The 25,447-nt window shown below is 40.8% G+C and carries 24 protein-coding genes and 3 pseudogenes; 4 read left to right on the top strand and 23 right to left on the bottom strand.

The window, feature by feature from the left end; genetic code table 11:
* Positions 1-35: 35 nt before the first annotated feature.
* The 12 genes and pseudogenes from C1642_RS06320 to C1642_RS06265 form a co-directional block, all read right to left on the bottom strand.
* Positions 36-1,502, bottom strand: coding sequence for an aldehyde dehydrogenase (locus C1642_RS06320; RefSeq protein ID WP_103236079.1), 1,467 nt, complete (start codon positions 1,500-1,502; stop codon positions 36-38).
* Positions 1,503-1,515: 13 nt separating this feature from the next.
* Positions 1,516-2,305 (bottom strand): annotated as a pseudogene (locus tag C1642_RS06315) (aspartate dehydrogenase).
* Positions 2,306-2,320: 15 nt separating this feature from the next.
* Positions 2,321-3,115: an SDR family oxidoreductase gene (locus C1642_RS06310; RefSeq protein WP_000009973.1), complete on the bottom strand. Its 795-nt coding sequence runs from the start codon at positions 3,113-3,115 to the stop codon at positions 2,321-2,323.
* Between the two features lie 15 nt (positions 3,116-3,130).
* A complete protein-coding gene (locus C1642_RS06305; protein ID WP_103236078.1) occupies positions 3,131-3,955 on the bottom strand; it encodes an alpha/beta fold hydrolase in 825 nt (274 codons plus the stop codon).
* A 36-nt stretch (positions 3,956-3,991) separates the two neighbouring features.
* Positions 3,992-4,513, bottom strand: a complete 522-nt coding sequence (locus C1642_RS06300; protein WP_000211626.1) for a cupin domain-containing protein — start codon at positions 4,511-4,513, stop codon at positions 3,992-3,994.
* A 23-nt stretch (positions 4,514-4,536) separates the two neighbouring features.
* Positions 4,537-5,760: an MFS transporter gene (locus C1642_RS06295; protein ID WP_000064049.1), complete on the bottom strand. Its 1,224-nt coding sequence runs from the start codon at positions 5,758-5,760 to the stop codon at positions 4,537-4,539.
* A gap of 42 nt (positions 5,761-5,802) precedes the next feature.
* Positions 5,803-7,012 (bottom strand): annotated as a pseudogene (locus C1642_RS06290) (NAD(P)/FAD-dependent oxidoreductase).
* Between the two features lie 29 nt (positions 7,013-7,041).
* Positions 7,042-7,971, bottom strand: a complete 930-nt coding sequence (locus C1642_RS06285) for a VOC family protein (RefSeq protein ID WP_103236077.1) — start codon at positions 7,969-7,971, stop codon at positions 7,042-7,044.
* Between the two features lie 11 nt (positions 7,972-7,982).
* Positions 7,983-8,747 (bottom strand): SDR family oxidoreductase, encoded by a 765-nt coding sequence (locus C1642_RS06280; RefSeq protein WP_000024374.1) that lies wholly within the window; start codon positions 8,745-8,747, stop codon positions 7,983-7,985.
* Positions 8,740-9,807, bottom strand: coding sequence for an aromatic ring-hydroxylating oxygenase subunit alpha (locus C1642_RS06275; protein WP_000991783.1), 1,068 nt, complete (start codon positions 9,805-9,807; stop codon positions 8,740-8,742). Before C1642_RS06275 ends, C1642_RS06280 begins: the two co-directional genes overlap by 8 nt.
* A gap of 16 nt (positions 9,808-9,823) precedes the next feature.
* Positions 9,824-10,123: a recombinase-like helix-turn-helix domain-containing protein gene (locus C1642_RS06270; RefSeq protein ID WP_000847097.1), complete on the bottom strand. Its 300-nt coding sequence runs from the start codon at positions 10,121-10,123 to the stop codon at positions 9,824-9,826.
* A 27-nt stretch (positions 10,124-10,150) separates the two neighbouring features.
* Complete coding sequence (locus tag C1642_RS06265) at positions 10,151-10,456, bottom strand: non-heme iron oxygenase ferredoxin subunit (RefSeq protein ID WP_000118514.1); 306 nt, start codon at positions 10,454-10,456, stop codon at positions 10,151-10,153.
* Between the two features lie 273 nt (positions 10,457-10,729).
* Between C1642_RS06265 and C1642_RS06260 the strand changes: the two genes are divergently transcribed.
* Positions 10,730-11,542 (top strand): IclR family transcriptional regulator, encoded by an 813-nt coding sequence (locus tag C1642_RS06260; protein WP_000051057.1) that lies wholly within the window; start codon positions 10,730-10,732, stop codon positions 11,540-11,542.
* Between the two features lie 46 nt (positions 11,543-11,588).
* Here the strand turns inward: C1642_RS06260 and C1642_RS06255 are convergent, their stop codons facing one another.
* Both C1642_RS06255 and pnuC read right to left on the bottom strand, forming a co-directional pair.
* Complete coding sequence (locus tag C1642_RS06255) at positions 11,589-11,888, bottom strand: hypothetical protein (protein WP_103236076.1); 300 nt, start codon at positions 11,886-11,888, stop codon at positions 11,589-11,591.
* Positions 11,889-11,902: 14 nt separating this feature from the next.
* The gene (gene pnuC / locus C1642_RS06250) at positions 11,903-12,484 is read right to left on the bottom strand and encodes a nicotinamide riboside transporter PnuC (protein WP_005132946.1); all 582 of its coding nucleotides are present in this window, start codon (positions 12,482-12,484) and stop codon (positions 11,903-11,905) included.
* Positions 12,485-12,732: 248 nt separating this feature from the next.
* Between pnuC and C1642_RS06245 the strand changes: the two genes are divergently transcribed.
* Positions 12,733-13,521, top strand: a complete 789-nt coding sequence (locus tag C1642_RS06245; protein WP_103236075.1) for a crotonase/enoyl-CoA hydratase family protein — start codon at positions 12,733-12,735, stop codon at positions 13,519-13,521.
* Positions 13,522-13,623: 102 nt separating this feature from the next.
* Here C1642_RS06245 and pgaD read toward each other — a convergent pair whose 3' ends face one another.
* The 5 genes from pgaD to C1642_RS06220 form a co-directional block, all read right to left on the bottom strand.
* On the bottom strand, positions 13,624-14,043 hold the full coding sequence (gene pgaD, locus C1642_RS06240; protein ID WP_000856365.1) for a poly-beta-1,6-N-acetyl-D-glucosamine biosynthesis protein PgaD: 420 nt from the start codon (positions 14,041-14,043) through the stop codon (positions 13,624-13,626).
* Between the two features lie 82 nt (positions 14,044-14,125).
* Positions 14,126-15,385, bottom strand: coding sequence for a poly-beta-1,6-N-acetyl-D-glucosamine synthase (pgaC, locus tag C1642_RS06235; protein ID WP_000151614.1), 1,260 nt, complete (start codon positions 15,383-15,385; stop codon positions 14,126-14,128).
* Between the two features lie 13 nt (positions 15,386-15,398).
* Positions 15,399-17,393, bottom strand: coding sequence for a poly-beta-1,6-N-acetyl-D-glucosamine N-deacetylase PgaB (gene pgaB, locus C1642_RS06230; protein ID WP_000632825.1), 1,995 nt, complete (start codon positions 17,391-17,393; stop codon positions 15,399-15,401).
* 236 nt (positions 17,394-17,629) lie between these two features.
* Positions 17,630-17,971: an FKBP-type peptidyl-prolyl cis-trans isomerase gene (locus tag C1642_RS06225; protein WP_000627259.1), complete on the bottom strand. Its 342-nt coding sequence runs from the start codon at positions 17,969-17,971 to the stop codon at positions 17,630-17,632.
* 86 nt (positions 17,972-18,057) lie between these two features.
* The gene (locus C1642_RS06220; protein ID WP_103236074.1) at positions 18,058-18,588 is read right to left on the bottom strand and encodes a YaeQ family protein; all 531 of its coding nucleotides are present in this window, start codon (positions 18,586-18,588) and stop codon (positions 18,058-18,060) included.
* Positions 18,589-18,776: 188 nt separating this feature from the next.
* On the opposite strand from C1642_RS06220, the pseudogene dctA reads away from it, so the two are divergent.
* Positions 18,777-20,038, top strand: a pseudogene (dctA, locus tag C1642_RS06215) (C4-dicarboxylate transporter DctA).
* Positions 20,039-20,075: 37 nt separating this feature from the next.
* Here the strand turns inward: dctA and C1642_RS06210 are convergent.
* Positions 20,076-21,074, bottom strand: a complete 999-nt coding sequence (locus C1642_RS06210) for a CobW family GTP-binding protein (RefSeq protein WP_000766451.1) — start codon at positions 21,072-21,074, stop codon at positions 20,076-20,078.
* Between the two features lie 498 nt (positions 21,075-21,572).
* Between C1642_RS06210 and C1642_RS06205 the strand changes: the two genes are divergently transcribed.
* Entirely contained in the window at positions 21,573-21,773 is a 201-nt protein-coding gene (locus tag C1642_RS06205; RefSeq protein WP_000761577.1) for a hypothetical protein, read from the top strand.
* A gap of 111 nt (positions 21,774-21,884) precedes the next feature.
* Here the strand turns inward: C1642_RS06205 and C1642_RS06200 are convergent, their stop codons facing one another.
* The 3 genes from C1642_RS06200 to C1642_RS06190 form a co-directional block, all read right to left on the bottom strand.
* On the bottom strand, positions 21,885-22,400 hold the full coding sequence (locus C1642_RS06200; protein WP_001142469.1) for an acyl-CoA thioesterase: 516 nt from the start codon (positions 22,398-22,400) through the stop codon (positions 21,885-21,887).
* A 261-nt stretch (positions 22,401-22,661) separates the two neighbouring features.
* Positions 22,662-23,276 carry a MarC family protein gene (locus tag C1642_RS06195; protein ID WP_017816539.1) on the bottom strand — a complete coding sequence of 205 codons (615 nt, stop codon included), beginning with the start codon at positions 23,274-23,276 and terminating at the stop codon, positions 22,662-22,664.
* Between the two features lie 11 nt (positions 23,277-23,287).
* Positions 23,288-25,354 (bottom strand): choline transporter, encoded by a 2,067-nt coding sequence (locus C1642_RS06190; protein ID WP_000179784.1) that lies wholly within the window; start codon positions 25,352-25,354, stop codon positions 23,288-23,290.
* Positions 25,355-25,447: the final 93 nt, after the last annotated feature.

The raw sequence follows: 25,447 nt of genomic DNA, 5'->3' as shown, positions 1-25,447 counted from the left end.
TGTTCCTCAAAATTTGTTTTCAGTCCTTGAATTTATTAATCGCACCAAGGGTTAGGCTGTTCATTCAGCCCCATATAAATACTCTTTTGTTGCATGTACGATAAAATGCCCAAACGGCCTTTTTCGCGTCCGATTCCACTGTCTTTAAAGCCACCAAAAGGCGCACTAATCGAGAATTTTTTATAGGTATTAATCCATACCGTTCCAACTTCTAACGCACGTGCAATACGCCAAGCTTTACGGTAGCTTTCAGTCCAGATACCTGCGGCAAGACCAAAACAACTGTCATTGGCTTGAGCAATTAAATCTTGCTCGTTGTCATATTTCATAACGACTAAAACAGGGCCAAAAATTTCTTCCTGACAGGTTTGAGCACTGTTATTTAAGCCCGTGATGATGGTCGGTAAGTAATAGCTTCCTTTGGCATAGTCACCAGTCGTAAGTGCCTCACCACCAATCAAAACTTGACCACCTTCGCTTTTGGCAAGCTGTACATAGCGGTCGACGGAATGCAAATGTTTGTCATTGACCAGTGGCCCTAAATGCACACCCGCTTGTTCTGGATGGCCCACACGTAAGCCTTTGGTAATTTCAACCAAACGCGTTAAAAACTGATCGTAAAGACTGCTATGAATAAACAAGCGAGAACCTGCGATACACGCTTGGCCTGCCGAGCTAAAAATACCGTACGCCACACCTTTAGCAGCCAGTTCGACATCTGCATCTGGTAAAACGATGGTTGGTGACTTACCACCTAACTCAAGCGAAGTGGTAATCAGTTTGTCTGCGGCAATATGTGCCAAATGACGACCTGTGGTTGTTCCACCTGTAAAAGAAATTTTACGAACCAATGGGTGCTGAGCAATTGCATCACCAATCACAGAACCGCGCCCAACTAGCACGCTGAGTAAGCCTTTTGGTAAACCTGCTTCTTCAAAAATTTTGGCAAGCTCTAAAGCAATCAGTGAAGTTGCTTCTGCTGGTTTTAACACTACGGCATTTCCTGCTGCCAAAGCTGGAGCAAGCTTTTGAACTTCACTCGCAATTGGAGAGTTCCAAGGGGTAATGGCTGCCACAACGCCCACTGGTTCATGCACACTCATGGTCATAAAGTCTGGAGCACGCTGAGTGGTGAGCTCATCGTTCAGCGTTTCACATGCCGCAGCAACATAGCGTGCAGTTGCCGCCGCGCTCATCACCAAGCCACGAGTTTCGGTTAAAGGCTTTCCATTATCGCGGGTTTGTAGTTTCGCTAATTCATCTACACGCGCTTCAATAATGTCTGCAACTTTATAGAGAATACGTGCACGCTCATGCGGTAAGCTGTTTCTCCAGCTCGGTTCACGCCAAGCCTGATCTGCCTTTTCAATTGCTTCATTTACATCTTCAAGCGTTGCTGTTGAAAGCTCAGCGTTTACCGACTGATCTGCCGGAAACAGGCTTTGAATGACTGCACCACGGCCTAATCGCCATTCACCCGCAATATAAATTTCCTTTGCCATGATCAAATCCTTCTTAAATCTGTATTGCTTCTACACTATTGCGACAAGCACGAATCACGCTAAGCGCAGCCAAAGTTGATGTTTTCGGGTTACTTGGCAACGGCACGCCCACCAGTTCAATGGTCATTTGTCCAAAGCCACCTTCTGCCACAATGGTGTGTTTGTTCTTGTTGATAGTTGGATCAACAGTTAACTCAACCATGGTTTCATCCATTCCAAGCCCTGCAAGTGCAATGGTTGCTGCAACGTTGGCATTGGCAGGAAATTTCATGGCAGCTTCACGAGCAGTTCCTGTAAAAAAGACCGTAGGTTCTGAAACATGGTCTAAATCGACCAATTGCTCTGCATAACTGCCCTTCCAGCTTTTTGGACTTTTGCAGCCCTTGTAAGTGACCTTTTGCAAGCCACCTTCTTTAGCAGCAGAAATACCGTCAATACCTGCGATAGCCCCTGCCAGTAAATGCAGATGGGCATCATTTTTCGGCAGTTTGCTTAAGCTGAACCAAAAATTCACTATCAGCCAAAGTACCCACCGAAATCAGACCAATGGTCCAGCCTTTCGCTAAAACTTTTTGAGCATGCTCTTTCACTGCTGCTTGACCTGCCACCTCAATGACATAGTCTGGCGTACCATCACATTGCTCAATATCTGAAATCACTTGAATGTCAGACGTGACTTGTGATTGAACTTTTTCAATGCTGCGAGATGGCACTACAATCCACTTGAGTTGCAGATCTTGAGGCAAGTGGGCATACACTTCTGCTGCCATTGCGCCAAAACCAATCATCATCAACTTTTTCATGACAGCACCTGATATTTATAAATGTTTGTTAAAACCACCTGAGACATCTATTGCCGAACCTGTGGTGTAAGATGCCAATGGTGATGCCAAGAAAACTAAAGCACGTGCAGGCTCTTCCGGGCGGCCTAAACGCTGCATTGGGATACCACGGTTTTTTGCGATATTGCCTGTCCACTCTTCCCATGACAGATTTAAATCTGAACGGGTCTCATAACGGCGTTTCCACTGCGCAGATTCGACCATACCGAGTAAAATCGAGTTCACACGAACGCCATATTGAGTAAATTCATGTGCCAAAGAATGGGTTAAATTCAACAGTGCAGCGCGTGCAGATGAAGTCGCAATCATGTGTGGTTCCGGTTGCAATGCCAGTAACGAATTCACATTGGTAATTGAGGCATTTGCCGACTGTTTTAAATCGTCAAGAAAAGCCCGTACCGGATGTAAAACACTGAAATATTTCAGCTCAATCTCTTTCATCCAGTCTTCATCTTGTGTATTTTCAAAATTTGAAACACGGCCTTGTCCAGCATTGTTAATAAGCATGTCCACATTGCCCAAATTGAGTTTGACCTCTTTGGCAAATTGCTGAACTTCTTCTTTTTTCAAAACATTACATGCTTTGGTAAAAATATTGGCATGTGGAAATTTTTCTAAAATATAGTGCTTAGAAGCATTTAAACGTTCTTCATCGCGACCACACCAAGCAACTTTTGCACCCTCTGCAACCAGTATTTCAACAGCAGCCAGCCCAATCCCAGATGAGCCACCGGTAACAACTGCAACTTTTCCTTCAACTTGGAAGCTCATAATCCTTAATCTCTCTTACGATTGTTTCTGAATCGTCAACATAATTTGGTTAAATGCTTGCGGTTGGTCGACATAACTTAAATGTCCTGCATCTTCTATGACGAAGCGCTGTTCCAACTGCAATTCCTGAGCAAGCTCTTGTATACCTAACGCAGGAGTGATTTGATCTTGCTGCCCTGCAATCACTGTGCATGGGACTTTTAAATCGGTTAAATAATTACGTATTTCGTCATATGCCAGTAAGTACGATGCATGTGTGAAACCTTGTAAGGTCAACTGCTGCATCACTTCTGAAACTAAAGCTAAGGCTTGTGGCTCTTGTTTATAAATCAAATGAGGTCCACGACTTTGGGCCATTCCTTTAGCACCGAGTTCTTTCAACATTTTTGGTCTTTTTTCAAAAACCTGAATTTGTGTTTGTTCATCGTGGCGTTGGTAGCCTTGCGCCAAGTTAGCGACCACCAAGTGTTTCACTCGCTCGGGGTAAAGTGCAGCAAATGCACTGCCCTGTAAGGCACCTAATGAGTGTCCCACTACAATCGCTTTTTCAATTTTTAAAGCATCGAACAACGCTGCCAAACGCTTTGCGTAGTCGGTAGCATTGGGCTGATCCGTTAAAAGTTCAGCTGATTTGCCATAGCCCGGTGCGTCCCAGGCAATGACATGAAAATGATGAGACAGCACTTCAAGTTGGTTTACCCATGAAGCAGAACCGGAACTAATGCCATGCAACAGCACAAGGTATTCGCCCTGACCAGCTTCCCGATAGGCTTGTTGCTGGCCTTGAACATTGACCGTTTTCACCGGAAATTCTGCTAACTTTTCAATGAGTGTCATCATTTTTAATTCTTTCCTTTTATTCACTTCATCAAACAATTAACGTTTGATTTGAGACAATGGATGCTCTGGTGGATAGTTAGGAATTGTTGGTTTACCTGTTCCCAACATCACGCACATCAAGGCGTCTTCTTGACCTGGGTTAAACAAACCACGGTAGATTCCCGGTGGAATTGAAATCAGGTCACGCTCTTTTAAACGGGTCTGGAATTTCTCTCCGTTGTGCTCAATAAACAAATCAATTTCGCCGCGGAGCATAAAGAAAACTTCTTCAACGTCGTGGTGAATATGCAAAGGACCTTCACACTGTGGTGGTAGCACCATAGTCGAAAACGTAAAGTTCTCTGCAGGTACAGTGTTGCTGTCATTTGCAACACCAGTTGCACCCGTTCCCATATAGCGCATTTGAGCACGACGATATTTCGGGTCGTAATCAGCTTGGAACTTCAAAGCCTCAAAGTCATATTTACGAGTCTCAAAGCGAGCAATACGTGTGTTTAACCAATCTTCTAAAGAAGCGCCTTCCGGCTGTTTCCACGATTCGAATTGTTGTGTAGTCATTTTTTAAACTCCTATACAGTGAATTAATAACGTTTTAAAAGAGGAACCAAGAACAACGACCCAATGACAGCGACTGCAGCCAAGAAGGTAATTCCCAAATTAAAACTATGTGTTTGCATCACGATGTAACCGATCAGTACAGGTGCAATTGCACTTGCAAAATTGCCTAACCCATTAAATATTCCACCCGCTGTCGCACCTACATTTGAGGTGGTTACTCGGGCAAGCAGAGCAAATACCGCAGCTACTCCAAAGCCCCACGCCATAGCGCTTAAAGACATGGCAGCAATAATCAATAATGGCTCAGTCATAATGACCATCACATACATGAAGATGCCCGCGAGTAATAAACCGCTGAATACTTGAATTGCGCGGCGGCCTAATTTGTCAGATAAAAACGCACCAACCACTTCGCCAATTAACATGGCAATGAATGGAAAGCTTGAATACACCCCAAACTCTTTGAGGTTGAATCCTTTGTCTTGCATGAGATAAGAAGGAACCCAACTGTTTAGGCCCCACAAATAAGTCATTAAGGCAATATTGAATAAGCACACCAACCAGAATGCGCTATTGCTCACAAGTACTTTGGTGTTGGCGATATGGCCTTTGAAGTTAGTACGTTTACTTTCACCTTCAAGCTCAACAGTTTTCTTGAGCTGTAAGTTACGCAGACCAAAAACAATGCTTAAAATTGCAATGAGTGTGAGCGCAGCCATCACAAAAAAAGTGGTGTGCCAATCGTGGTGTGCCAGAACGGCTGCCGTAATTGGGAACCCAAGGAATGCACCAATCGGTGTACCCAGTAAGAACATGGTTGAGGCACGTGCCTGCTGACGGTCTGTATAAGTCTGCTTAACAATGGTGTACGCCAAAGCAAATAGCGGACCTTCTGCCAAACCGAGTAGAACCCGTAAAATCAACATGCCTGAGTAGCTGGTGGTAAAGCCCATGCAAAGCATGAGTAAACCCCAAGAAGTCACACTCCAGAACAACATTTTCTTTGGGTTAAAAATGTCGCCTAAAAAGCTTAGGAAGACTGATGAAAAACCATAAGCAAGTAAAAAACTTGTCATGAGCCATCCGAGCTTGGCTTTATCTTCAGCAATTCCCATCGAGCTTTGAAAATGTGGGTCTGAAAATAAAACCGCAATACTGATCTTGTCGAAAAATGCCAGTACTACACACACCATAAGGACAAAAGCAGGTACCCAATGCTTTAATCCACTTTTTTCTTCATTACTCATGTGTCATTCCTTCGATTTGGTAATGAGAACCAGATTTAATGTTTACGGTTTTAACTTCATGACATTAAATTCAGCATCTGCTAATAATTTTGGATCTAAAACGGTGTTGGCTTGCATCCAACGCTTTGCCAGCTTGATTAACTTCGAGTCATTAATGGCAATCATATTCAGCAAGCGATTTTCATGGTCCAGATATAGATAGCTCACCTGATCTTCACCACCTTGGCGAATCACCACTTCTTTGTTTTTTTCAGGTTGATATGTTCCTAAAATCTGGATATTAAAGTGATATTGATCAGACCAAAGCCAAGGAATATCGGTATATTCAGTTTCAATTCCGAGCATTGATTTCGCAGCTGCAATCGCCTGATTTTGTGCATTTGCCCAAGACTGAATGCAATAGCCCAAACCCGGATGAATCGCGACATCACCTGCGGCATAAATGTCTTGATCTGAGGTTTGCAAAACAATTCACTACAATGCCATCTTTCACATCGAGCCCAGCGTGTACGCCTAACTCTTTCGCAATTTCGGCACCTGCACCCACTACAACACAATCAAATAACTGACTATGTTGAGGATGGTTCACCACTTCAACTTTTTGATCTGGTGCTTCCACCAAATGAAGGCTCTTGCTGTCTAAATGAATTTTTGTGCCTTGAGCCTCATGCATATTTTTTAAAAATGCAGAAACTTCCGGACTCACACTTCTTGCACATAAGCGGTCACCATATTCAAAAATATGAACCTCTTTCCCTTGCTTACGTGCGGTTGCAGCGATTTCCAAACCAATCCAGCCACCGCCAATCACAGCCACATTTTTTGCATTCTTTAAAATTTCAGCCAGACGTTCACAGTCACGTACATTTCGTAAAGTCACAACATTTGGAATGAACTGCCATGTATTGACGGGTACACGGGCGCGGCTTCCTGTTGCAATCAACAATTTGTCATAGGGTAAAACCTGTCCACTTTCTAAATGAACCTGCTTTTGCTCGCGATCGACTTTTGTTGCAATTTCCGGTTTGTGCCATTGAATGTTGAACTCTTGAACCTGTTCTGGAGAGAACAGATTCAAACTTTCATAACTTGCTTCTTTTGAAAGTACTTGCTTAGACAGTGGCGGACGCTCATAAAACACCTGATCTTCATTTGAGACCACATGAATTTCACCCACATATCCATTTTGACGTAAGGTACTAACTGCCCAACCTGCAGCCTGCCCCGCCCCTACAATTACAATCTTTTCCATAGCCTTTCTTCCTTGTAAAGCAATGCCTGTTAAACAGGCTTCACCTGACGGCGGGTTTTGTCATCAAGACCACCTTCAATCGCCCACTCGGTGAAAAGCTCTAGACGATGTTCTTCTACACGTGGCTGCCATTCTTCGGTCAAATAATCATCGTTGGTGTAATATTCAAATGCACCACCCAATGGTGAGTTGACGTACCAGAAATAAGCAGAAGAAATTGGATGACGTCCCGGTCCAATAAAGGTTGACCACTCTGAACGGTTCATATGTAAACCGCCTCCAATCACCTCATGAATATCACGAACAACAAATGCAACGTGATTTAGGCCCGCAGGTTTATTTGGAACGCTAAGTAAGAATAAATCGTGGTGATAACCTTCACCGCGACAACGTAAGAATGCACCGCGATTTTTGTAAGCATCAGATAAATGAAAGCCTACTTTTTCAATATAGAAGTTTTCAGTAGTTGCTAAATCCGGTGTGAAAAACACCACATGTCCAATCGCAACAGGTTGACCTTTTTCATAAACAGGACTTGCTGCATTAACACGCTGAATATTGCCGTATTGGTTAATGCCTTCCGTTTTAAGTTCAGGAACTTCCTTAACAAAACTTTGTTCAAAACGAATAGTCATGCCATTTGGGTCAAGACACTGAACTGTATTTTCAGTACGTTTAAAACCGTCTACATCGGCCAAACGAGCTGCCAAGTCTTCAAGGTCTTGAAGACTATCAACGCCCCAAGTGACTTCACGTAAAGTTGAACCTTGTTCAATGGCAGCAGGCAAACGGTCATCATCACAATTAAATAGATAAATCTTGCTGCCATTTTGGGTTTGGTAAAGATCTGTGCCTTCAATATCCGAAGTACTTTGGCTTAAACCAAAATCTGCCAAAAACTTGTTTGAAGCGGCTCTATCTTCAACTCCAAACTTTAAAATCTCGATCCCTGTAATCATTTGACTACTCCTTAGTTAAAGACAAAACCGCCATTGACCGGAATATTTTGACCTGTCACAAAAGAGGACAAATCCGACAGTAGATACAATGCTGTTCCATTTAAATCTTGTGGAAGTTGCTGACGTTGAATCGCTCTTCCGTTGACATATAAATCATGACGTTCCTGTGGCACATACTCGGTTGCTTCAACCAGTGTCAGCCCCGGAGACAATGTGTTGACACAAATATTGAACTGCCCCAACTCTCTTGCCATTGAACGCGTCATGGCAACAATTGCACCTTTACTCGCCACATAAGCCATCAGGTTTGGCGCGCCCCAAAGTGCTGTATCTGACGCAACATTAATAATCTTGCCGGCAGCCGATTGTTTTAAATGTGGAATACACGCTTTTGTAATTAACCATGTGCCTTTTACATTAATATTCATGACTCGATCCCAAAGTTCAGGATCGTAATCAATCATATTTTTTCCACCGACATTGGTTGCAAGCGCTGCACAGTTCACAAGGCCATCTAGTCCTTGTAATACTTCCACGCTTTTTGCAACCGCATTTTCAATAGAGTCTGCATTGGCAAGGTCAACTGTTACTGCATGAACGTTTAGCCCTTGTTGCTGTAACGCTTGCGCTTCTTGTTGCACCAAGTCAGACAAAATATCTGCCATCACAACTTCAGCACCAGCCTCGGCAATGGCTTGAGCGAAATCCCGCCCTAAACCACGTGCAGCACCAGTCACTAAAACTTTTTTGCCTTGCAACAACGCTACATTAGCCATGAGCTTCTTCCTGCATCTCGATACGGTTTGATGCATTTAGCGCAGCAATTTTCTTTAATTGCTTCTCAGCTTCTTTCTTCATTAAACGGCGTAAACGTGCAAGCCCAACGTCGTGCTGATATAAGAATTCTCTTGCACGTGCATTTGGCGCAAGGTTTTCTAAAATAATGCGGTCTTGTTCCAATACATCCCAATGCAATTGTTCTAAATGATTGCGATATAAGAAGCGCCATACATTACGTTGCCAACCACTCACCTTACGGCAGCGCCAGAAAAATACACGGGTATTATTGGCATCAATTGGCGTTGCGTAACCCACAATCCAGAATTCACCACCCGGACCAAACTGTTTACGGTAAGGAATTGAAAGACGTAACCAACTTGCACCGGTCGAACCATATTCAACCCAGTCAAAGTTCACACCTGTTTGGCCTTCTTTTTCAAAAACAAAACCATTTTCAGTTGTGCGGTGTTTCATCTCTGCGGTACGTTCACCTTCTGCCATTGAATGTGAAGTACAGTGCAAATATGTACCGTGCATTGGGTCCATGACGTTATCAATGGCATATTGATGGTTTACTTTCCAGTCTGCTTGGCAAAGGAATGAACTCCACTCTTCGCTTGCCAGTTGTTCTGGGAACTCAAGCGGTGCGGGTTGTTCATTTGCATCGATACCAAACCAGATGAAGATTGCACCATGCTGTTCAATGACCGGATAGCTCTTTAAACACTTGGTTCCAGTCATTGGGCATTCATGAACGGCTGGCACATCAGCAACCACACCATCAGCACGAACTTCAACACCGTGATACCAGCAAGCAACTCGATCACCCAAGTTCCAGCCGAGTGAAAGACGAGCACCGCGGTGTGGACAGCGATCTTCAAGCGCATGTACCTGACCTTCGGCATCACGCCAAACCACAATGTTTTCACCTAAACGGGTAATCCCAACCGGATTAGCAGCGACTTCCCAACTTGCTAAAACCGGATGCCATTGGTCACGTAAACCAAGTTCTAAATATTCTTCAGCGCTTTGTGAAGTTGATACGATTGCGTTCATTTTATTCTTCCCTGAATCAATAACCTAAACGTTGCATTTCTTCTGTAAAGCTCTCAGAAGTCCATTCATCACCAGATTCAGAGCGGAAACCTTGCTGATTAAGTGCAGAAACAACCTCATCTAATTCTGTTGCGCCCGCAGAAAATGCCTGAATCAAGTTCTTTACAAAGTCTTGTTCGTAGAGAGTCGGTTCTTTATAACGTGTTTGCCAAACCAACAATTCAGATTGACCTGGAACTTGAATATTGTTGATACCTGCTTCGGTTGCCGGCGTTGCATGAATCCAGCTTGCCAACTTTTCATTAAATGTCTTCATTGTTCTGCTTCCTTGTACATGTGAGGACTAGAGTTGAATTTGAATATCCTGTCCTTCAACACGAACTGGGTACGTACATAGGTTTCTACACCCGGGTCCACTTTTTAGCTCACCTGTCTGAATGTCAAAAATTGCTTCGTGCAATGGACATTCCACAGTTTGATCTTCGATAAATCCTTCCGTTAATAAGGCATACGCATGAGGGCAAACATTTTCGATAGCGAAGTAATTTTCATCGACAAAAAAAACACCAATTTTTTTCCCTTCAACTTCGACGGCTTTCGGCTCATCTTCGCTAACGTCACCCTGCTGACAAACTGAGATCCAACTCATACCTTGCGTCCTCATTTTGTTTTATATACAAAACATAATTTGATTTTCAAAACACAAGCTAAGCATAATCCTCTTGATTAATTTTTGTCAAAGTAAAAATAAATATTAAAATCAATTGATTAATAAATTTTAAATAATTTGTTACGTTTCAAGTTAGAAACAATGTTTTAAATATAAAAATTGTTTTATGTAATCTTTATAATTACAATAGTTCTAAAATAAAGCATAATGCCCCAATTCGAACCCTGTTTTATTTATAGGAAAACGACACGAATGAGCCTAGAGATTGAAGAAGATTCGCAAGAATCAGAAACAACAAAAAATGATGATAGGTATTTAGTACCAGGGCTTGTGCGTGGTTTAGCCATCTTGCAAGCATTTAATCAACAAGCACAAGAAATGACGATTACAGAAATTGCCGAAATTTTGGAAGTGAACCGTTCTAGTGCATTTCGGCTTATCTATACACTTGAAGCTTGCGGTTACTTAAGAAAGGCTTCACAAAAAACATATGCGCTTGATTCAAAAGTTATGGAGCTTGGTTTTAACAGTTTATCAAAGCTTTCATTACTTGATTTATCAACGCCTTTAATGAAAGAACTACGTGACCAGACCAAACTTGCAGTACACCTGACCGTTTTAGAAGGTACACACATTGTTTTTGTAAATAACGTTCAATCTATGGGTACGTTTACCAGCAATATTAGTTTAGGTACTCGCTGGCCTGCCCATGCTACAGTTATTGGTCAAATGTTATTGTCAGATTTACCAGAGGCAGAAGTACGTCAACGCTATCGCAATTTTAATGACTGGGATAGTTACTCAGAACTTACCCCAACCAGTTTAAAAGCGTTATTGCAAAAATTAAATTATGTAAAAACTCAAAAGTCGATGGTGAGCTGGGGACATTACAACCATGACATGGCTGCTTGTGCTGCTCCTATTTTCAAACAATCAAATGGAAAAATGGTGGCTGTCCTTTCAGTGAGTTGCCCAATTACCACCTATGATGAGAAGACCTTTAAAGAAGATATCGCTGCTCTAGTCATCGCAACGGCAGATAAAATTTCAAAATTTATCTATTAAAAAAAGCGACGTTAAGTCGCTTTTTTTAATACTCTTATTTCTTCAATTAAAAATTACACTTAAAAGTTTCACCATTCATATTCTGAAAACTCAGTGTTGAATGATTTTCTTTAATATCAAACTTTAAGTACTGCTGTTTAAACTGTACTACTGCATAAAACTCTTCAGCCCCATCATCTAAACCTGTCGCAGAGACTTGGGTCCCTTGTGGAAAGTTCTTGAGCCAAGCAGCGTTATAAAAATCCGATACTGAATTAAAATCTATATATTTTGCAGGCTCAGCTATAATTTTTGCAGCAATTTGATCAAACTGTTGTTGTTTATAAACATCTAAACTCAACAACATGCTTATTCTCCCAATTAAAGCTGCCCAACACCTAAGTTCTGCTTTCTTTTGACCTTTTCCCATTGATACCAACCATAAGCTGCCATTAATACAAAGGCTGCATATAAGGCTGAAGTTAAAAACAGCTCTTTATAGATAAACATGCCGACATAAACAATATCGACAAATACCCAAAGGATCCATGTCGCAATATGCTTTCGGCTGGTCCAGTAAGTTGCAAGCAAGCTAAATGCTGCAAGCTGTGAGTCGAGCATCGGCACCGCTGCATCGGTAAAGTTTTTAAGAACCAAACCAAAGACTAAGCCACCTACCGCGGCAATAATCATTTGAATGATAGCTGTTTGAACTGCAATAGGCTCGATTCGAATGTCATGATCTTGCTGTTTTCCTTTGAGCCAATAGTAAAAGCCATAAAAATTTACGACCATAAAAAAGAATTGCAAAATCGTTTCGCCATAAAGCTTAAATTCGTAAAACAAATAGGCATATAGGACAAAAGCAAAGAAATTAAACAGCCAGCACCACATATTACGGATTACCGTTAATCCAACTCCAATGAGGCTAATTAAGACCGCGAAAATTTCTAGAGGTGACATAAGAGAAGCTGCTTATTGAGATCAATTTGACAGCGTATTATGAGAAAAATATAAAGCGAAGCAAACTGCTAATTTAAATAAATCATGGAAATTGACTCTGTCTAAGGATTTATCCTTTTCGCATGAAATTGATTTATTTCAATAGATAAATAAAAGAAATACTGATCGAGTTGCTAACAATTTCTATTTGCTAGTTTTTCAATGATTGTTTAAAAGATAATGAAAGGCAAATAAAAGAGCATGAAAATATGTCAAATCAAGAAGGAAAAGTCAGCCGTGAAACTCGCGGACATATTTTTTTAATTGGCTTAGATCGGGCAGCAAAACGTAATGCTTTTGATAGTCACATGATCAAAGACTTATCACTAGCGCTCACCGAATATGAAAATAATGACGCCCTGCGCTGTGCGATTGTTTTTGCTCACGGTGACCATTTTACAGCTGGTTTAGACCTAGTTGAGTTACAGCCTAAACTCGCTACGGGTGTATTTGATTTTAGTGAAAACGAAATTAACCCTTGGGGCACAATAGGCCGAAAACTGAGTAAACCTTTGATAGTGGCAGTGCAGGGTTATTGCTATACCGCTGGTATAGAACTATTTCTGAATGCAGATATTACGATTGCGAGTGAAAATACCCAATTTGCTCAAATGGAAGTTCAACGTGGCATCTTACCTTTTGGCGGAGCAACTGCACGTTTTACTCAAGCCGCGGGTTGGGCCAAAGCCATGCGCTATTTGCTCACTGGTGACTCTTTTGATGCCAAAACTGCTTTTGACATGAACCTCATTACAGAAATATGTCCAGAAGGTACGGAGCTTAAACGTGCTATAGAACTTGCTGAACATATCGCGCAAGCTGCACCACTTGCTGTAAAAGCGACCCTCGCCTCTGCTCGTGAGGCAGTCAATGAAGGTTACGAAGTGGCTTTTAACCAACTGCAAAACCATCTTCAGCCTTTACTCACAACAGAAGATGTTCAAGAAGGTGTTTTCGCCATGCTGCAAAAAAGACCTCCTGTTTTTAAAGGTAAATAAGTCCTACTCAAGCACTGCGCTCTACAGTTTAAAACTTATGGATATACCGAAATTAGTGAAAAGAAAGCCCACATGATGTGGGCTTTCTTTCATAAATATACTTTATTCAACTCTAATGATTTTACCAAATTCATTATGGTGAACGACCGTAATTTTTTGGCTACGACCCTGCTCAATTTCTTGCACAGGCAAATCAAAATAGCGCGCATAGTCATCTGTCTGTTTCATGTTCAGTTCACTACCTTCTACACGGCGTTCAGGCAACACATGACTCCAGAGTAGCAACCCGACCGCACAAGCAATCAGCGCTGTAATACCATGTTCAATTCCTACACCGAATGCACTGAACAAACGATGTACTAAATGAGTTTTTTGCAGCTCTGCCAATACCCAGATAAACACGAATGGACGCCACAACAACAACCAAGCCGCCCACATCATGGCTGTGCTTGTTGTAGAAGCATAGCGTTTATGCCATGGCAATTGACGGCGTAAATCAATAATCAACGAATTTGTCTTCATTTCTCTTTACCTAACGAAGTGCTGTGGTTTTTCCCCAGACATCAATACAGCACGATCTTTAAAATCTCATGACTCTTGCATTTCATCCACGAATGCCCCGATCCGGGCTCACCCAACGCGCACGTTTCTCATCTCCACGTCGTAAGACTTTTGGAAATGCCACAATAGTTGCCGAGATGGTGATTAGCCAAAAGACCAATGGATACCAGATCATCCAGAAATAGTTTTTTCCTAGATGCGGTTCATAACGACTATCCATCCATTTGCTTAAAGCAAACTGAATGAGACAGGTTGCCCCCAATAAAATACCGCTACCATACGGTAAAAATGGAGAGCTCACAACGGCTAATGCAGGGACCGGTAAAATAAAATGTACCACCCACAATAAAGCCATCGCCAGCATTAAATATGACCAGACTAAAGTTAAGCAAAGCTCAAACATTAAAGGCCATAAAAAGTTCAATTTTGGTTTGGTGAACACATCAATATTTTTAATTAATACCTGTGCTCCACCCATTGCCCAACGTAAACGCTGTTTCCACAATCCGTTTAAAGTTTCAGGCATTAAAATCCAAACCAAGGCATTCGGTTCAAAACGAATGTCCCAGCCGGCACGTTGCAATTTCCAAGTAATATCGATGTCTTCGGTCAACATATTAGGTGACCAATAGTCCACTTGGTGAACAGCGCTCTTACGAAAAGCCGTAATAACACCAGATACAGTAAATAAACGGCCAAAGGTACGCTGAGCACGTTTAATCATGCCGACAATTGAAGAAAACTCACCAACCTGAATACGACCTAATAAAGTTGAACGGGTACGGATACGCGGGTTACCCGTCACGGCTGCAACAGTCGGATTTTGAAGAAAATGACGAACCATCCACTTTGCTGCATGCGGGTCAAGTAAAGCATCACCATCAATACCAATTAAAAACTCGGCATCGGTCATTAAGCTTCCAGCTTGCAACCCCATGGCTTTACCTTGGTTTTGTGCAAGATGAACAACACGGAGTTTTTCATGTTGTTCAGCTAACCGATCCAGCACTTCACCTGTATTATCCGAACTGCCATCATTAATCGCAATGACTTCAAAATGAGGATAATCCAATTTTAAAGCATGAGTAATCGTTTCCTCTGCATTATCCCCTTCATTAAAACAAGGAATAAGCACAGCAACTTTAGGATAGCTTTCTAATGGAGCTGGCTGATCATAAGGCGGAGCTTTACGTTCCTTCCAATAGAAAATGATCGCGCCAATCATCCATAAATACGACATAAATAATGGATAATAGAAAACGAATTTTAAGGCATGCGACCATATAGCAGCAAAGATTGTCATGTTTCAGCCTCGCCTATGGCACAAGACGAGATGATTTTTCAGCAAATGCTTTATGCATCACGTTCACGTCCGGATGATCTTTGATTGGGTCATCTGGATAGTATGCAACGTGCATTGCACCTTGCTGATAGAGTGAGTGAATTGTTGCTGCCATTTCAGTTGACGGTACCTTTTCGTTGTTACGCCAGTTTGTTGCTTGTAGCTCAAAAACTGTTTTCTTAATGCCGTTTGGATATTTTTTCACGCGATCAATCATGTCTTTATAAAATTGATCGGCGTTATCGACCTGCTCCATATAAGGCATTGCCATAATAGCCGTAAAATCATAACGTCTTAATGACTCTTCAAGCGATTGTGAATACCAGTTTTCCGCATATGGTTTTAAGGCAACTTGCGCATATAAGTTACGAGCTGTAAGCAAGAACGGTTCATATTGTCGCACGTCTTCAACAAGTTGCATTGCAAAATCATCTAGATATTTTGTCTTATATGCGGTCCATTTTTGCAAATCTTGATCGTTTTCACGGATTTTTGCCAAATCTGTTGGTAAGCCTTGTTTCGCATAAGCTTTTAATGCATCTGGGCTTGCATCTTCATAATCAGATAATGTGACATCGTCATGGAATAAAATTCCATTGAAAGACGCTGACTTGGCCAAATCTTGATAAATCTCACGAATAGTTTGGCGAGCCTGAGGTGAGAACGGACTTAAACGGATATAACCCATATTCAGGTGTTCACCAGCTTTTGCCTGCTCTGTCACGACTAAATCTTTTGATACCGGATCAGTTTTTGGTAATTCCCAGGCCAATAGAGGCATCCAAGCATAAATACGACTTACAGGCGTACGGGTTTGAATTTGCCATGCTACACGGTTAAACAAGTCCGCACGCATTGGGATATGACGGTTCGGGAAATATACCATATCGGCAGAACCATTAGCATCCGGATCTGAAAATGCCTGCAAATAAACTGTATTTACCCCCATCGCATTAATTCGATCTAACAAGTGCCCCAAATTTCGTTCTTGTTGTTGCGGATCCGGATCATAAATATAGTCGAGATCAATATGCATGATTTTTTGCGGACGGTTGTTATCCGTTAAGTTTAATTCACGGTTCTTAATCTCTTGAGCCAAATCATTAGTACTCATTCCGCCCTCTACCAAAATACGGCTCATATTTTGTAGAGATTGTTTCGCATGATCCGCGCCATCATCAAGCGTGATGGTAATTGGCATGCCAAGCTTTTTAGCAATTTGGACCGTTTGCATATTATAGCGACCATATGGCCACACCATAATACGTGGTGAACGTATACCATGCTCTTTAAGTAGCTGATTATTCTTTTTTAAATCATTATAAATACGAGCCTGATATTGGCTGTCATTTTCATAAGTTTTAGTTTTTACATCATAAAAACGTGTCGTTGCCGCTGGTTCAGAGTTCCCTTGCGGGTTGCCTGTAATACCGCGGTGTAAATGATAACTATGGCTTGCAATTTCAACAAACCCGCTATCTTGCATTTCTTTGAGCTCACCCCAGCTTAAGATTTTATCACGTGGAATTTCTTCACCCGAAAAATCGACTTTCTGCCCTGCTTTTGGTTCTAACCATGAACCCACTACCGCAAGTACCACTGGGATTTTTTTAGCCTTAATAACAGGATATGCATTTTGGTAGAAAGACTGATAACCATCATCTACAGTTAATAAAACTGGCTTGGTTGGAAGTGCCGCCTTGCCCTGATGAGCACGGATCAACTGGTCTACGGTAATAAAATGGAAGCCATTTTTTTGCAGCCAATCGACATGCTCAGTAAATTGTTGAGTGGTGACCGCATATTGAGGAATTAAGGCATTTTTAGTATCGGTAATTTCATGATACCCAATGACCGTAAGTGTTGAAGCATCTATTTTAGGTGGGTTAGCTAATGCCATACCTGACAAGCCTGCTAGAGCCAAGCCAAGCGTGAGGTTCAACAAAGGAGATGCAAAGCGGGTAATCATGAAATAGCGTCTCAATAGCAATATAGATTATTTATGTGAAATTTAAACTTAAGAACTAAAATTCTTATTTATTTAGTCCTTAAGTTCAAACTGCCCTAACAGAACAGTTTTTCAGTTCACCTTTATAATTAAATAAACTGAAAATAATCTTAAATATTTAAAAAGCTAAAATATAAATATCGAATATATTTATATTTAAAGCTTATAGATAAAGTCGAGCTCTAAACGGTTTGATTTCAATCATCGCGAGTTTTTACATCAAATAATTCAATTTCAAAAATCAAATTTGAGTTTGCCGGAATAATTTTACCCATTTTGCGTTCGCCATAAGCCAAATGAGCAGGAACCATAAGTTTACGTTTTCCGCCAACTTTCATTCCCATAATGCCTTGGTCCCAACCTTTAATCACACGGCCTGTACCAATGACACACTCGAAATAATTTCCGCGGTCAAGGGAAGAGTCGAATTTAGTGCCGTCTTCTAACCAACCTGTATAGTGAGTCGTAATTAAGGCACCTTTAACCGCTTCTTTACCTTCGCCTACTTTTAAATCGATAATTTCTAATTCAGTGATCATAATATTCCCGTTCGTTTAATTTCACAGCTCAGACTTGATCTTTAGTCTAACAAGTGAATTTGTAAAATTTGTTGCGCTTTTCAGTTTTACTGTAATTGGGTCCACACAACATTCGCTTGGCCCTTGTCACTTAACAAAGTCCATTCGTTGTCCATAACATTTAACTGAAGCTGGATGGTACGCTCACAAAGCTGCTCTAACTCTGCTGTACTTTCAGGTGCTAGCTGCCAAACTTGAACATTACTCAAGGTTTTAATTTTACTGTTTCTCTTCCACCAATCTTCAACTTGTGAACCATAAGCGACAATTGCCACAGTTTTACAACGGGCACTGGCTTTTTTCACTTTATCTTCAGACGGTAAACCAACTTCAATCCAGGTTTCTAACTGTCCTGTTAAGTCTTTTTGCCAAAGTGCAGGCTCATCGGTTTCAAAAAGGTCTTTGGTAAACTCAAGGCTATCACTTGCGAAACGTGCAAATGCCATGACACGAACCATTAATCGTTCTAAAGTTTCAGAAGGATGTAAGGCAAGCGTCAGTTGATAATCGCCATAAATATGGTCATCCATATTGGCAATATTCAGATCTGCTTTATAAATTGTTGCTTTAAGCGCCATAGTTAATATGTCCAAAAATTTGGCGCTAAGAATACTCGATTTTAATTAAAAAATTATAGAAAAAACTCAGTAATGTAAAACTTCTTATCCTCTCCATTTGCATCTTATTTCAAAACATCTAACCACTTTCAAAGTTGGCGGGCTTTTTGCTTGAAAGGGGTTGTATTCCTCTCTTGATTTTATGACTTATGTGGCAAAAACTTAAACGTAGTTTATTTCTACAAGTCCTCTGCGCTCTCTTCCTCGGTATTGCAGTAGGTCTTGCTTTTCATGATTTCCCCTAGCTTTAAAACCTCTTGGTGATGGTTTTATTTCTCTCATTAAAATGTTGATTGCTCCAATTGTATTCTGTGTAGTGGTACTGGGAATCTATGGTGCAAACGATATTAAAAAAATGGGCAAAGTCGGTGCAAAAACGATTCTTTATTTTGAAGTGGTCACGAGTATTGCTTTAATTTTGGGAATTATTGTTGCTTATGTCTTTAAACCGGGCGTCGGTATGAATATCGATATTACTCATTTAGATGCTAAAGATTTAAGTACCTATACCGAACGTGCTCATGACATGCATACAGGTTCAGAGTTTTTACTTAATATTATTCCGAAAACATTTACTGCCGCTTTTGCTAACGGCGATATTTTACAAGTTTTACTCATCGCTATTTTATTTGGCATTTCCCTACTGTTAATTCCTAAACATTTAGCAGAGTTGGTCCGTCAAGCGCTTGAAGCTTTTTCGGAAGTCTTCTTTAAAATTATGGGACTCATTATTCGCTTGGCACCGATTGGTGTATTTGGTTCAGTTGCTTATACCACTGCAAAATTTGGATTAGATTCACTCCTGCAACTCGGTTATTTAGTTTTACTCTTTTATGCGACTTGCATTTTATTTGTTGTCATTATTTTGGGTTCAATTTTAAAACTCACCGGACTGAATATCTTTAAATTTGTCGGCTATTTTAAAGATGAACTCGCTATTGTTTTAGGGACAGCCTCTTCTGATTCCGTTTTACCCCAAATCATGAAAAAGCTTAAAAACTTGGGAATTAAAGATTCAACAGTCGGTCTGGTTATTCCTACCGGTTATTCTTTTAATTTAGACGGCTTTTCAATTTATTTAACATTAGGCGTGATCTTTATTGCACAGGCCTGCAATATTAATCTCTCCATGCACGACTTACTGGCTATTTTATTAGTTTCGCTTATTACATCGAAAGGTGCACACGGCATTCCGGGGTCAGCCTTAGTGATTCTTGCTGCAACACTTTCTGTAATTCCAAGTTTACCTGCAATTGGTTTGGTACTTTTACTATCTGTAGACTGGTTTATCGGAATTATCCGTGCCTGCACCAACTTAATTGGTAACTGTGTAGCGACCGTAGTCATTGCCCATTGGGAAAAAGACATCGATCATGCACAAGCGAAACAAGTACTTAATATAAAAAATTAAATCTCTCATAGAGAATATTGAAGTATTTCAATGTTCTCTATTGTTCAATTCTGCAAGCTAATAGTTCAGTTTCAAATGCCAGCCAGTCATGTTCATGTTGGCTAATCATTTCAATGCGGTTATCAATGCCCTCTTCACCAGACTTATAGTTAAACTGCTCAGGATTAAAGTTAAAGGTCTTCCATCCCTGATCTGTATTAAAAATTCCCTTAATACGTAGCCAGTCTTGTTGTGCACACAACACATCGAGCAAAGCATAAAACTCAAATTTCCAACGCTTAGGAAATTTCCAACCCGCGACCATATAACCCTGCGCCGACTCGACATAATGATAAGGCAGTTGGTGAATTTCTTTTGCAACTTCGGCTTCAGTCATTTGCTTTTGCAGCTTGAGTAAAGGCTGTATAGAGCGTGCAGTTAAACGCGCAGGCACATCAATTTGCGCCAGTTCAAGTTGACCATGTTCAGTCTTTAGCCATTGTTGCTGATAAGGTTGGTATTCTTCTTTAAGCTCAACAAGTGCCTGTTCATCTTCAAAAGTCATGGTATCGGCATGAGAAACCACCACAATCTGTGCAGCTTTTAATTGGTCTTCATATAGGTTTTGCTTGACCCAATTGGTGTCATGCAAACGACTACCATCAACCACAGTCACTAGTGCACGCATAGCTAAGCTGTTTTGCCAATGTGGTTCCGTTAACTGATCAAATAATTGCGAAGGGTGTCCAAGCCCTGTAGGTTCAATAAAGAGTCGGTCTGGCTTTTGTTCACTTAACAAGCGAGCCAAAGCAATATGCATAGGAAGTTGGCTACTACAACATAAACAGCCGCCCAATAGTTCTTTGACTGCATAACCTTGATCTTGAGGTAGGAGTTGTTGATCGACTCCGATTTGCCCAAATTCATTCATTAAGACAGCCCACACTTCATCTTTCGGTTTCTGACTTAATAAATGTTGCAATAATGTCGTTTTCCCTGCCCCTAAAAACCCTGAAATAATATGGGTAGGAACAGTTTTTTGGGCAATCAGTTTCACAAGCGGCTCAAATCAACAAGGTTTAAAAACTAAGAAAGGTATATCACTGTTTAAGTAGCATGAAAATAATTTTTCACTTTGAAGATATACTTTTCAATTATCAGGCTAAAGCACCAAATATGTGACATGCATCTCATCAATTATCTAAATTAACTTTAGAAAAATAATAATTAAACGAAATATCCTATTTAAGGACATTCACAATTCATGCCAGAGTGTTTTGTTTACGTAACTAACTTGCTTTTTTTTTACTCAATACGAAATATTCTTTCACATTTTTAACGCTCAAGTAGCGCTTTAATTTTACAGTAGACGCACATAAACGGACGTTATATTTCATATTGTTAAGATAGGCGTAATAGATTGTTAAGTTAATTGATGTAATCCCAAGCTCGGCTTAGCATGTGTCCTAGCTTAATCATTCAGCCCTATATGTTCGATGTAGGTCAGAACGATTAGGTTTGATTTATTTTTTAATGAATTTAAGGATGCCATAAAATGAAATTAGCTAAAACTTTACTCGCTACTACACTAGCTTTAACTGCTGCTTCAACTTTCGCTGCTTCTAAGCACGACCAAGCACATAACACTGCTGGTGAAGAAAAAGTTGTTGTTTCAACTCAAGAGCAAGCAAACACTGCAAATGCTGCTTCTGACGCTGTAGGTTCTGCTTCTGAAGCTGCTCCTGCAACTCGTTAATTATCTCTGCACTCTCCTCCAAGCTCAGAGATAATTTTACTGAAACGAAACAGGACGTTAAATTTCGGTGAAGAAAAAAGATCGAACCATGCTGCGGTTCGATCTTTTTTTTTAAGAAGTTTTCTTATACATGCTACAAGAAGGATTATGATTCTCTTGTAAGCGCAATACCTTACGATGTTCAGCCGCTTCAAATCGGCAACGTTTCCACTCGGTATCTAAATTTAATTTAGGCACTTCGCGTGGTTTACCATGCTCATCAACCGCAACCATAGTGAAATAACAGCTATTGGTATGACGAACGGTACGCTTTTGAATATTTTGAGCTTCCACACGGATACCCACTTCCATTGAAGTACGTCCCACATGGTTCACACTCGCTAAAAATGTAACGAGTTCACCTACATAAATAGGTTCTTTAAAATTTACTTTGTCTACAGACAACGTTACGACATAGCTGCCTGAATAACGACTTGCACAAGCATAGGCCACTTGGTCTAGCAACTTTAGAATTGTTCCACCATGAACATTACCTGAAAAATTTGCCATGTCCGGTGTCATTAAAACTGACATGGTTAATTCTGACTGATCGTCAGTTACGGTTGTCATTTCATCTAATGTAGGCATGACTCAACTCTGTCTCAAACAAGCTCAGAAAACATTATGGTTGATAATTCACAAAAAAAACATGCTTAAATCCACAACATAGCATCGTATTTTTTAATATTGTTAATTCTTTTTTTGAACGAATATTTTTTAAGCTATTATTTTTAATAATTTTTTAGTTTTTCTTAAATAAACAGTTATTGAGCGGTCAAAATTAATCAAAAGATGCTATGCCATTTTGTTCCATTTTAAATGACACAGCATCGTTTTATATGAGGTTCGCTATACTTTATTGATCAGTCCGGTAACGCCATTAATAATCATATCAACAGCAATCGTACCGATTAATAAAGCAGATAAACGCCCGACAATATCGAAATAGCGATCGATGTATTTTGCATGTTTGTAACGTAAATGATCATGTGAAAATTTCATCAAGATCAAAATACTGCATGTTAAAAACATGGTAAACCCGATCACAAGTGCCGCAGCACCAATCGACATTTCAATACCTGTCACCACAGCTGCACTAATGGTTCCCGGCCCAATCATAAAAGGCATAGCGATGGTGCCAGCCAAATGTTCTGGTGCACCGCGCATTTCACCAATGGTATCTGCACCCTGAAACACATAGCGGTAACCAATCACCAAAAAGATAAGACCACCAAAAATCTGGAAAGCTTCAAAGCGTACATTCAGGTATTTACTAAAGATTGCTTCACCGCCCCATGCAAACAGCATAAAGACGATATAAGCAATCAAGCTCCCCTGAATTAAGGCTTTGTTAAATACCTTGGTTTCTGAATGGCGGATGAGGCCAATCATATAAATGCTCATTAAAAAAGGATTGAGCAAAGAGAAAAATAAAGCAAAAGAATGCAGATATGGTGAAACCATGCATATTCCCCTTAAGCTTGTGGATCTGGGAATAATGGACGGTTCCCAGGGCTAATACGATTAATATGTAAGAACGTCATATGTCTTTCATATTTATCTAAAATGTCATTAATAACCTGTTCTTTACTGTAACCAACAAGGTCGTTGTCTTGAGAACCTTCATAAAGATAGGTTTCGAGACGGTAATAGAACTGTTTGCCTCGTTTTACACGCTGACTAAAGTTAGGTGCGCTATAACGAACAGGCCAAATCTGATAAACGAAGTTTTGCTCTTCTTCCAAATGAATAGTGATATCGAGATGATATAGCGCCTCTTCATCTTCAAGTGGTGTTTGCTGCACATCTACGTTCATACCTTGCTTAATGAGTTCATCGGCAACAGCTTGAACGGCAGGTTTGCAAACGGTATCGAGCATTCGTCTGGTTTCAGTCGTTCCCGGATGATGCATAACCCGAGTCAAACGCTGTTTCCAATTGAGAATGTCGACGTTACCCACCACAGGTGCCGCGTTCATACTTCGACTGGCATGCCTGTAGTCTTCAAGTCTGAGCGACTTATAAAGCCCCGCCATGACAAGGAACATCACGAAACTAAACGGCAGTCCCATAATGATGGTTGCGTTCTGTAAAGCGGTAATCCCGTTGGTCATCAGCATAGCAAGCGTTAATAGCCCAATGGCAATTGCCCAAAACACGCTTAACCAACGCGGCGCATCATTATCAATATGGGTAAGCTTGGTCGTGAAGTTACCTAAAACCAATGCCCCCGAATCGGCAGAAGTCACATAGAATAAAAGGCCCGTCACTGTTGCGACTGAAGCAATAAAGGTAAAACCCGGGTACTGCGCTAACAGGTCATAAAAACCATGTGCCGGATTAGATAATACCGTTGCAGCTAAAGTCTGGTTGCCTTCAAAAATAACACTGTGCAATGCGCTATTACCAAAAATGGATAACCACGTTAAGGTAAATAACAGAGGAATAATTAAAGTCCCGCACACAAACTCACGAATAGTACGGCCTCTAGAAATGCGGGCCAAAAATAACCCTACAAATGGCGACCAAGCAATCCACCATGCCCAGAAGAACAAGGTCCAACTGCTCATCCAATCTTTAGGTTGCTCAAAAGCAAAACTTTGTAAGGCTAAGGTTGGGAAGCGAGTTAAATAATCACCAATATTTTGTACCAGCGCATTGAGTAAAAACTCGGTATTGCCCAAGAACAAAATAAACAGTAAAAGACCAATTGATACATAAATATTGATTTCAGACAAAATCCGAAGGCCTTTATTCACCCCAGATGTCACAGAAATAATACTAATACCAACTGCAATGGCAATGAGTGCAAACTGCATCCAGATATTCTCTGGCAGTCCTAATAAAACATGTAAACCATAGTTCAGCTGTACCACGCCAATCCCGCAGGTGGTCGCAATACCAAAAATTGTCCCGATGACGGCAGCAGTATCTACACTATGGCCGATGGCCCCATTAATTCTGTTTCCAAAAATTGGGTAAAGTGCAGAACGAATGGTAAGCGGCAAGTTATAGCGATAACTGAAATAACCAAGTGCCATACCAATCAAGGCATACATACACCAACCGGTCAAACCATAGTGAAACAGCGTCCACACCATACTTTGGCGTGCCGCTTCATAGGTCTGACCTACGCCAACAGGCGGCTGCATATAATGAGATAATGGCTCAGCCACCGAGAAGAACATTAAATCGATACCAATACCTGCCGAAAACAGCATGGCAGACCAACTCAGTAAACTAAACTCAGGCTTTGAATGTTTAGGGCCAAGTTTAATCTCACCATAGCGTGAACAGGCAATGAAAATTACAAACACCATATACAGCGTTGCAGCCAGTAAATAGTACCAGCCAAAGGTTGACGTTACCCACGCAAGGACGGTGTTAATGGTTCGATTTGCGAAATCGTTAAATAAAAAAGTAACGAGAGAAAAGATTAAAATGATTAGAGCTGAAATATAAAAAACCACACGGTTAAGCGGGTCTTTTTTAGATTTAGATAATGTTAAATCATCAACTGCTCTTGGATTATCTGTTGCCATACAATCCTCAAGGAATAGAAGAAAAATAAAATATTCAATTTAGTCTTTTCACTATTTAACAATAATGAAAAGACTGCTTTGAACGCAAAAAAT

It is taken from the genome of Acinetobacter sp. AKBS16 (assembly GCF_002899995.1).
Classification (GTDB): domain Bacteria; phylum Pseudomonadota; class Gammaproteobacteria; order Pseudomonadales; family Moraxellaceae; genus Acinetobacter; species Acinetobacter baumannii.
This window is presented reverse-complemented; position numbering and strand designations above follow the sequence as displayed.

Coding starts and splice junctions, on each gene's coding strand:
- C1642_RS06320 (WP_103236079.1), bottom strand. CDS start 1,502: ATGGCAAAGGAAATTTATATTGCGGGTGAATGGCGATTAGGCCGTGGT.
- C1642_RS06310 (WP_000009973.1), bottom strand. CDS start 3,115: ATGAGCTTCCAAGTTGAAGGAAAAGTTGCAGTTGTTACCGGTGGCTCA.
- C1642_RS06305 (WP_103236078.1), bottom strand. CDS start 3,955: ATGATGACACTCATTGAAAAGTTAGCAGAATTTCCGGTGAAAACGGTC.
- C1642_RS06300 (WP_000211626.1), bottom strand. CDS start 4,513: ATGACTACACAACAATTCGAATCGTGGAAACAGCCGGAAGGCGCTTCT.
- C1642_RS06295 (WP_000064049.1), bottom strand. CDS start 5,760: ATGAGTAATGAAGAAAAAAGTGGATTAAAGCATTGGGTACCTGCTTTT.
- C1642_RS06285 (WP_103236077.1), bottom strand. CDS start 7,971: ATGATTACAGGGATCGAGATTTTAAAGTTTGGAGTTGAAGATAGAGCC.
- C1642_RS06280 (WP_000024374.1), bottom strand. CDS start 8,747: ATGGCTAATGTAGCGTTGTTGCAAGGCAAAAAAGTTTTAGTGACTGGT.
- C1642_RS06275 (WP_000991783.1), bottom strand. CDS start 9,807: ATGAACGCAATCGTATCAACTTCACAAAGCGCTGAAGAATATTTAGAA.
- C1642_RS06270 (WP_000847097.1), bottom strand. CDS start 10,123: ATGAAGACATTTAATGAAAAGTTGGCAAGCTGGATTCATGCAACGCCG.
- C1642_RS06265 (WP_000118514.1), bottom strand. CDS start 10,456: ATGAGTTGGATCTCAGTTTGTCAGCAGGGTGACGTTAGCGAAGATGAG.
- C1642_RS06260 (WP_000051057.1), top strand. CDS start 10,730: ATGAGCCTAGAGATTGAAGAAGATTCGCAAGAATCAGAAACAACAAAA.
- C1642_RS06255 (WP_103236076.1), bottom strand. CDS start 11,888: ATGTTGTTGAGTTTAGATGTTTATAAACAACAACAGTTTGATCAAATT.
- pnuC (WP_005132946.1), bottom strand. CDS start 12,484: ATGTCACCTCTAGAAATTTTCGCGGTCTTAATTAGCCTCATTGGAGTT.
- C1642_RS06245 (WP_103236075.1), top strand. CDS start 12,733: ATGTCAAATCAAGAAGGAAAAGTCAGCCGTGAAACTCGCGGACATATT.
- pgaD (WP_000856365.1), bottom strand. CDS start 14,043: ATGAAGACAAATTCGTTGATTATTGATTTACGCCGTCAATTGCCATGG.
- pgaC (WP_000151614.1), bottom strand. CDS start 15,385: ATGACAATCTTTGCTGCTATATGGTCGCATGCCTTAAAATTCGTTTTC.
- pgaB (WP_000632825.1), bottom strand. CDS start 17,393: ATGATTACCCGCTTTGCATCTCCTTTGTTGAACCTCACGCTTGGCTTG.
- C1642_RS06225 (WP_000627259.1), bottom strand. CDS start 17,971: ATGATCACTGAATTAGAAATTATCGATTTAAAAGTAGGCGAAGGTAAA.
- C1642_RS06220 (WP_103236074.1), bottom strand. CDS start 18,588: ATGGCGCTTAAAGCAACAATTTATAAAGCAGATCTGAATATTGCCAAT.
- C1642_RS06205 (WP_000761577.1), top strand. CDS start 21,573: ATGAAATTAGCTAAAACTTTACTCGCTACTACACTAGCTTTAACTGCT.
- C1642_RS06200 (WP_001142469.1), bottom strand. CDS start 22,400: ATGCCTACATTAGATGAAATGACAACCGTAACTGACGATCAGTCAGAA.
- C1642_RS06195 (WP_017816539.1), bottom strand. CDS start 23,276: ATGGTTTCACCATATCTGCATTCTTTTGCTTTATTTTTCTCTTTGCTC.
- C1642_RS06190 (WP_000179784.1), bottom strand. CDS start 25,354: ATGGCAACAGATAATCCAAGAGCAGTTGATGATTTAACATTATCTAAA.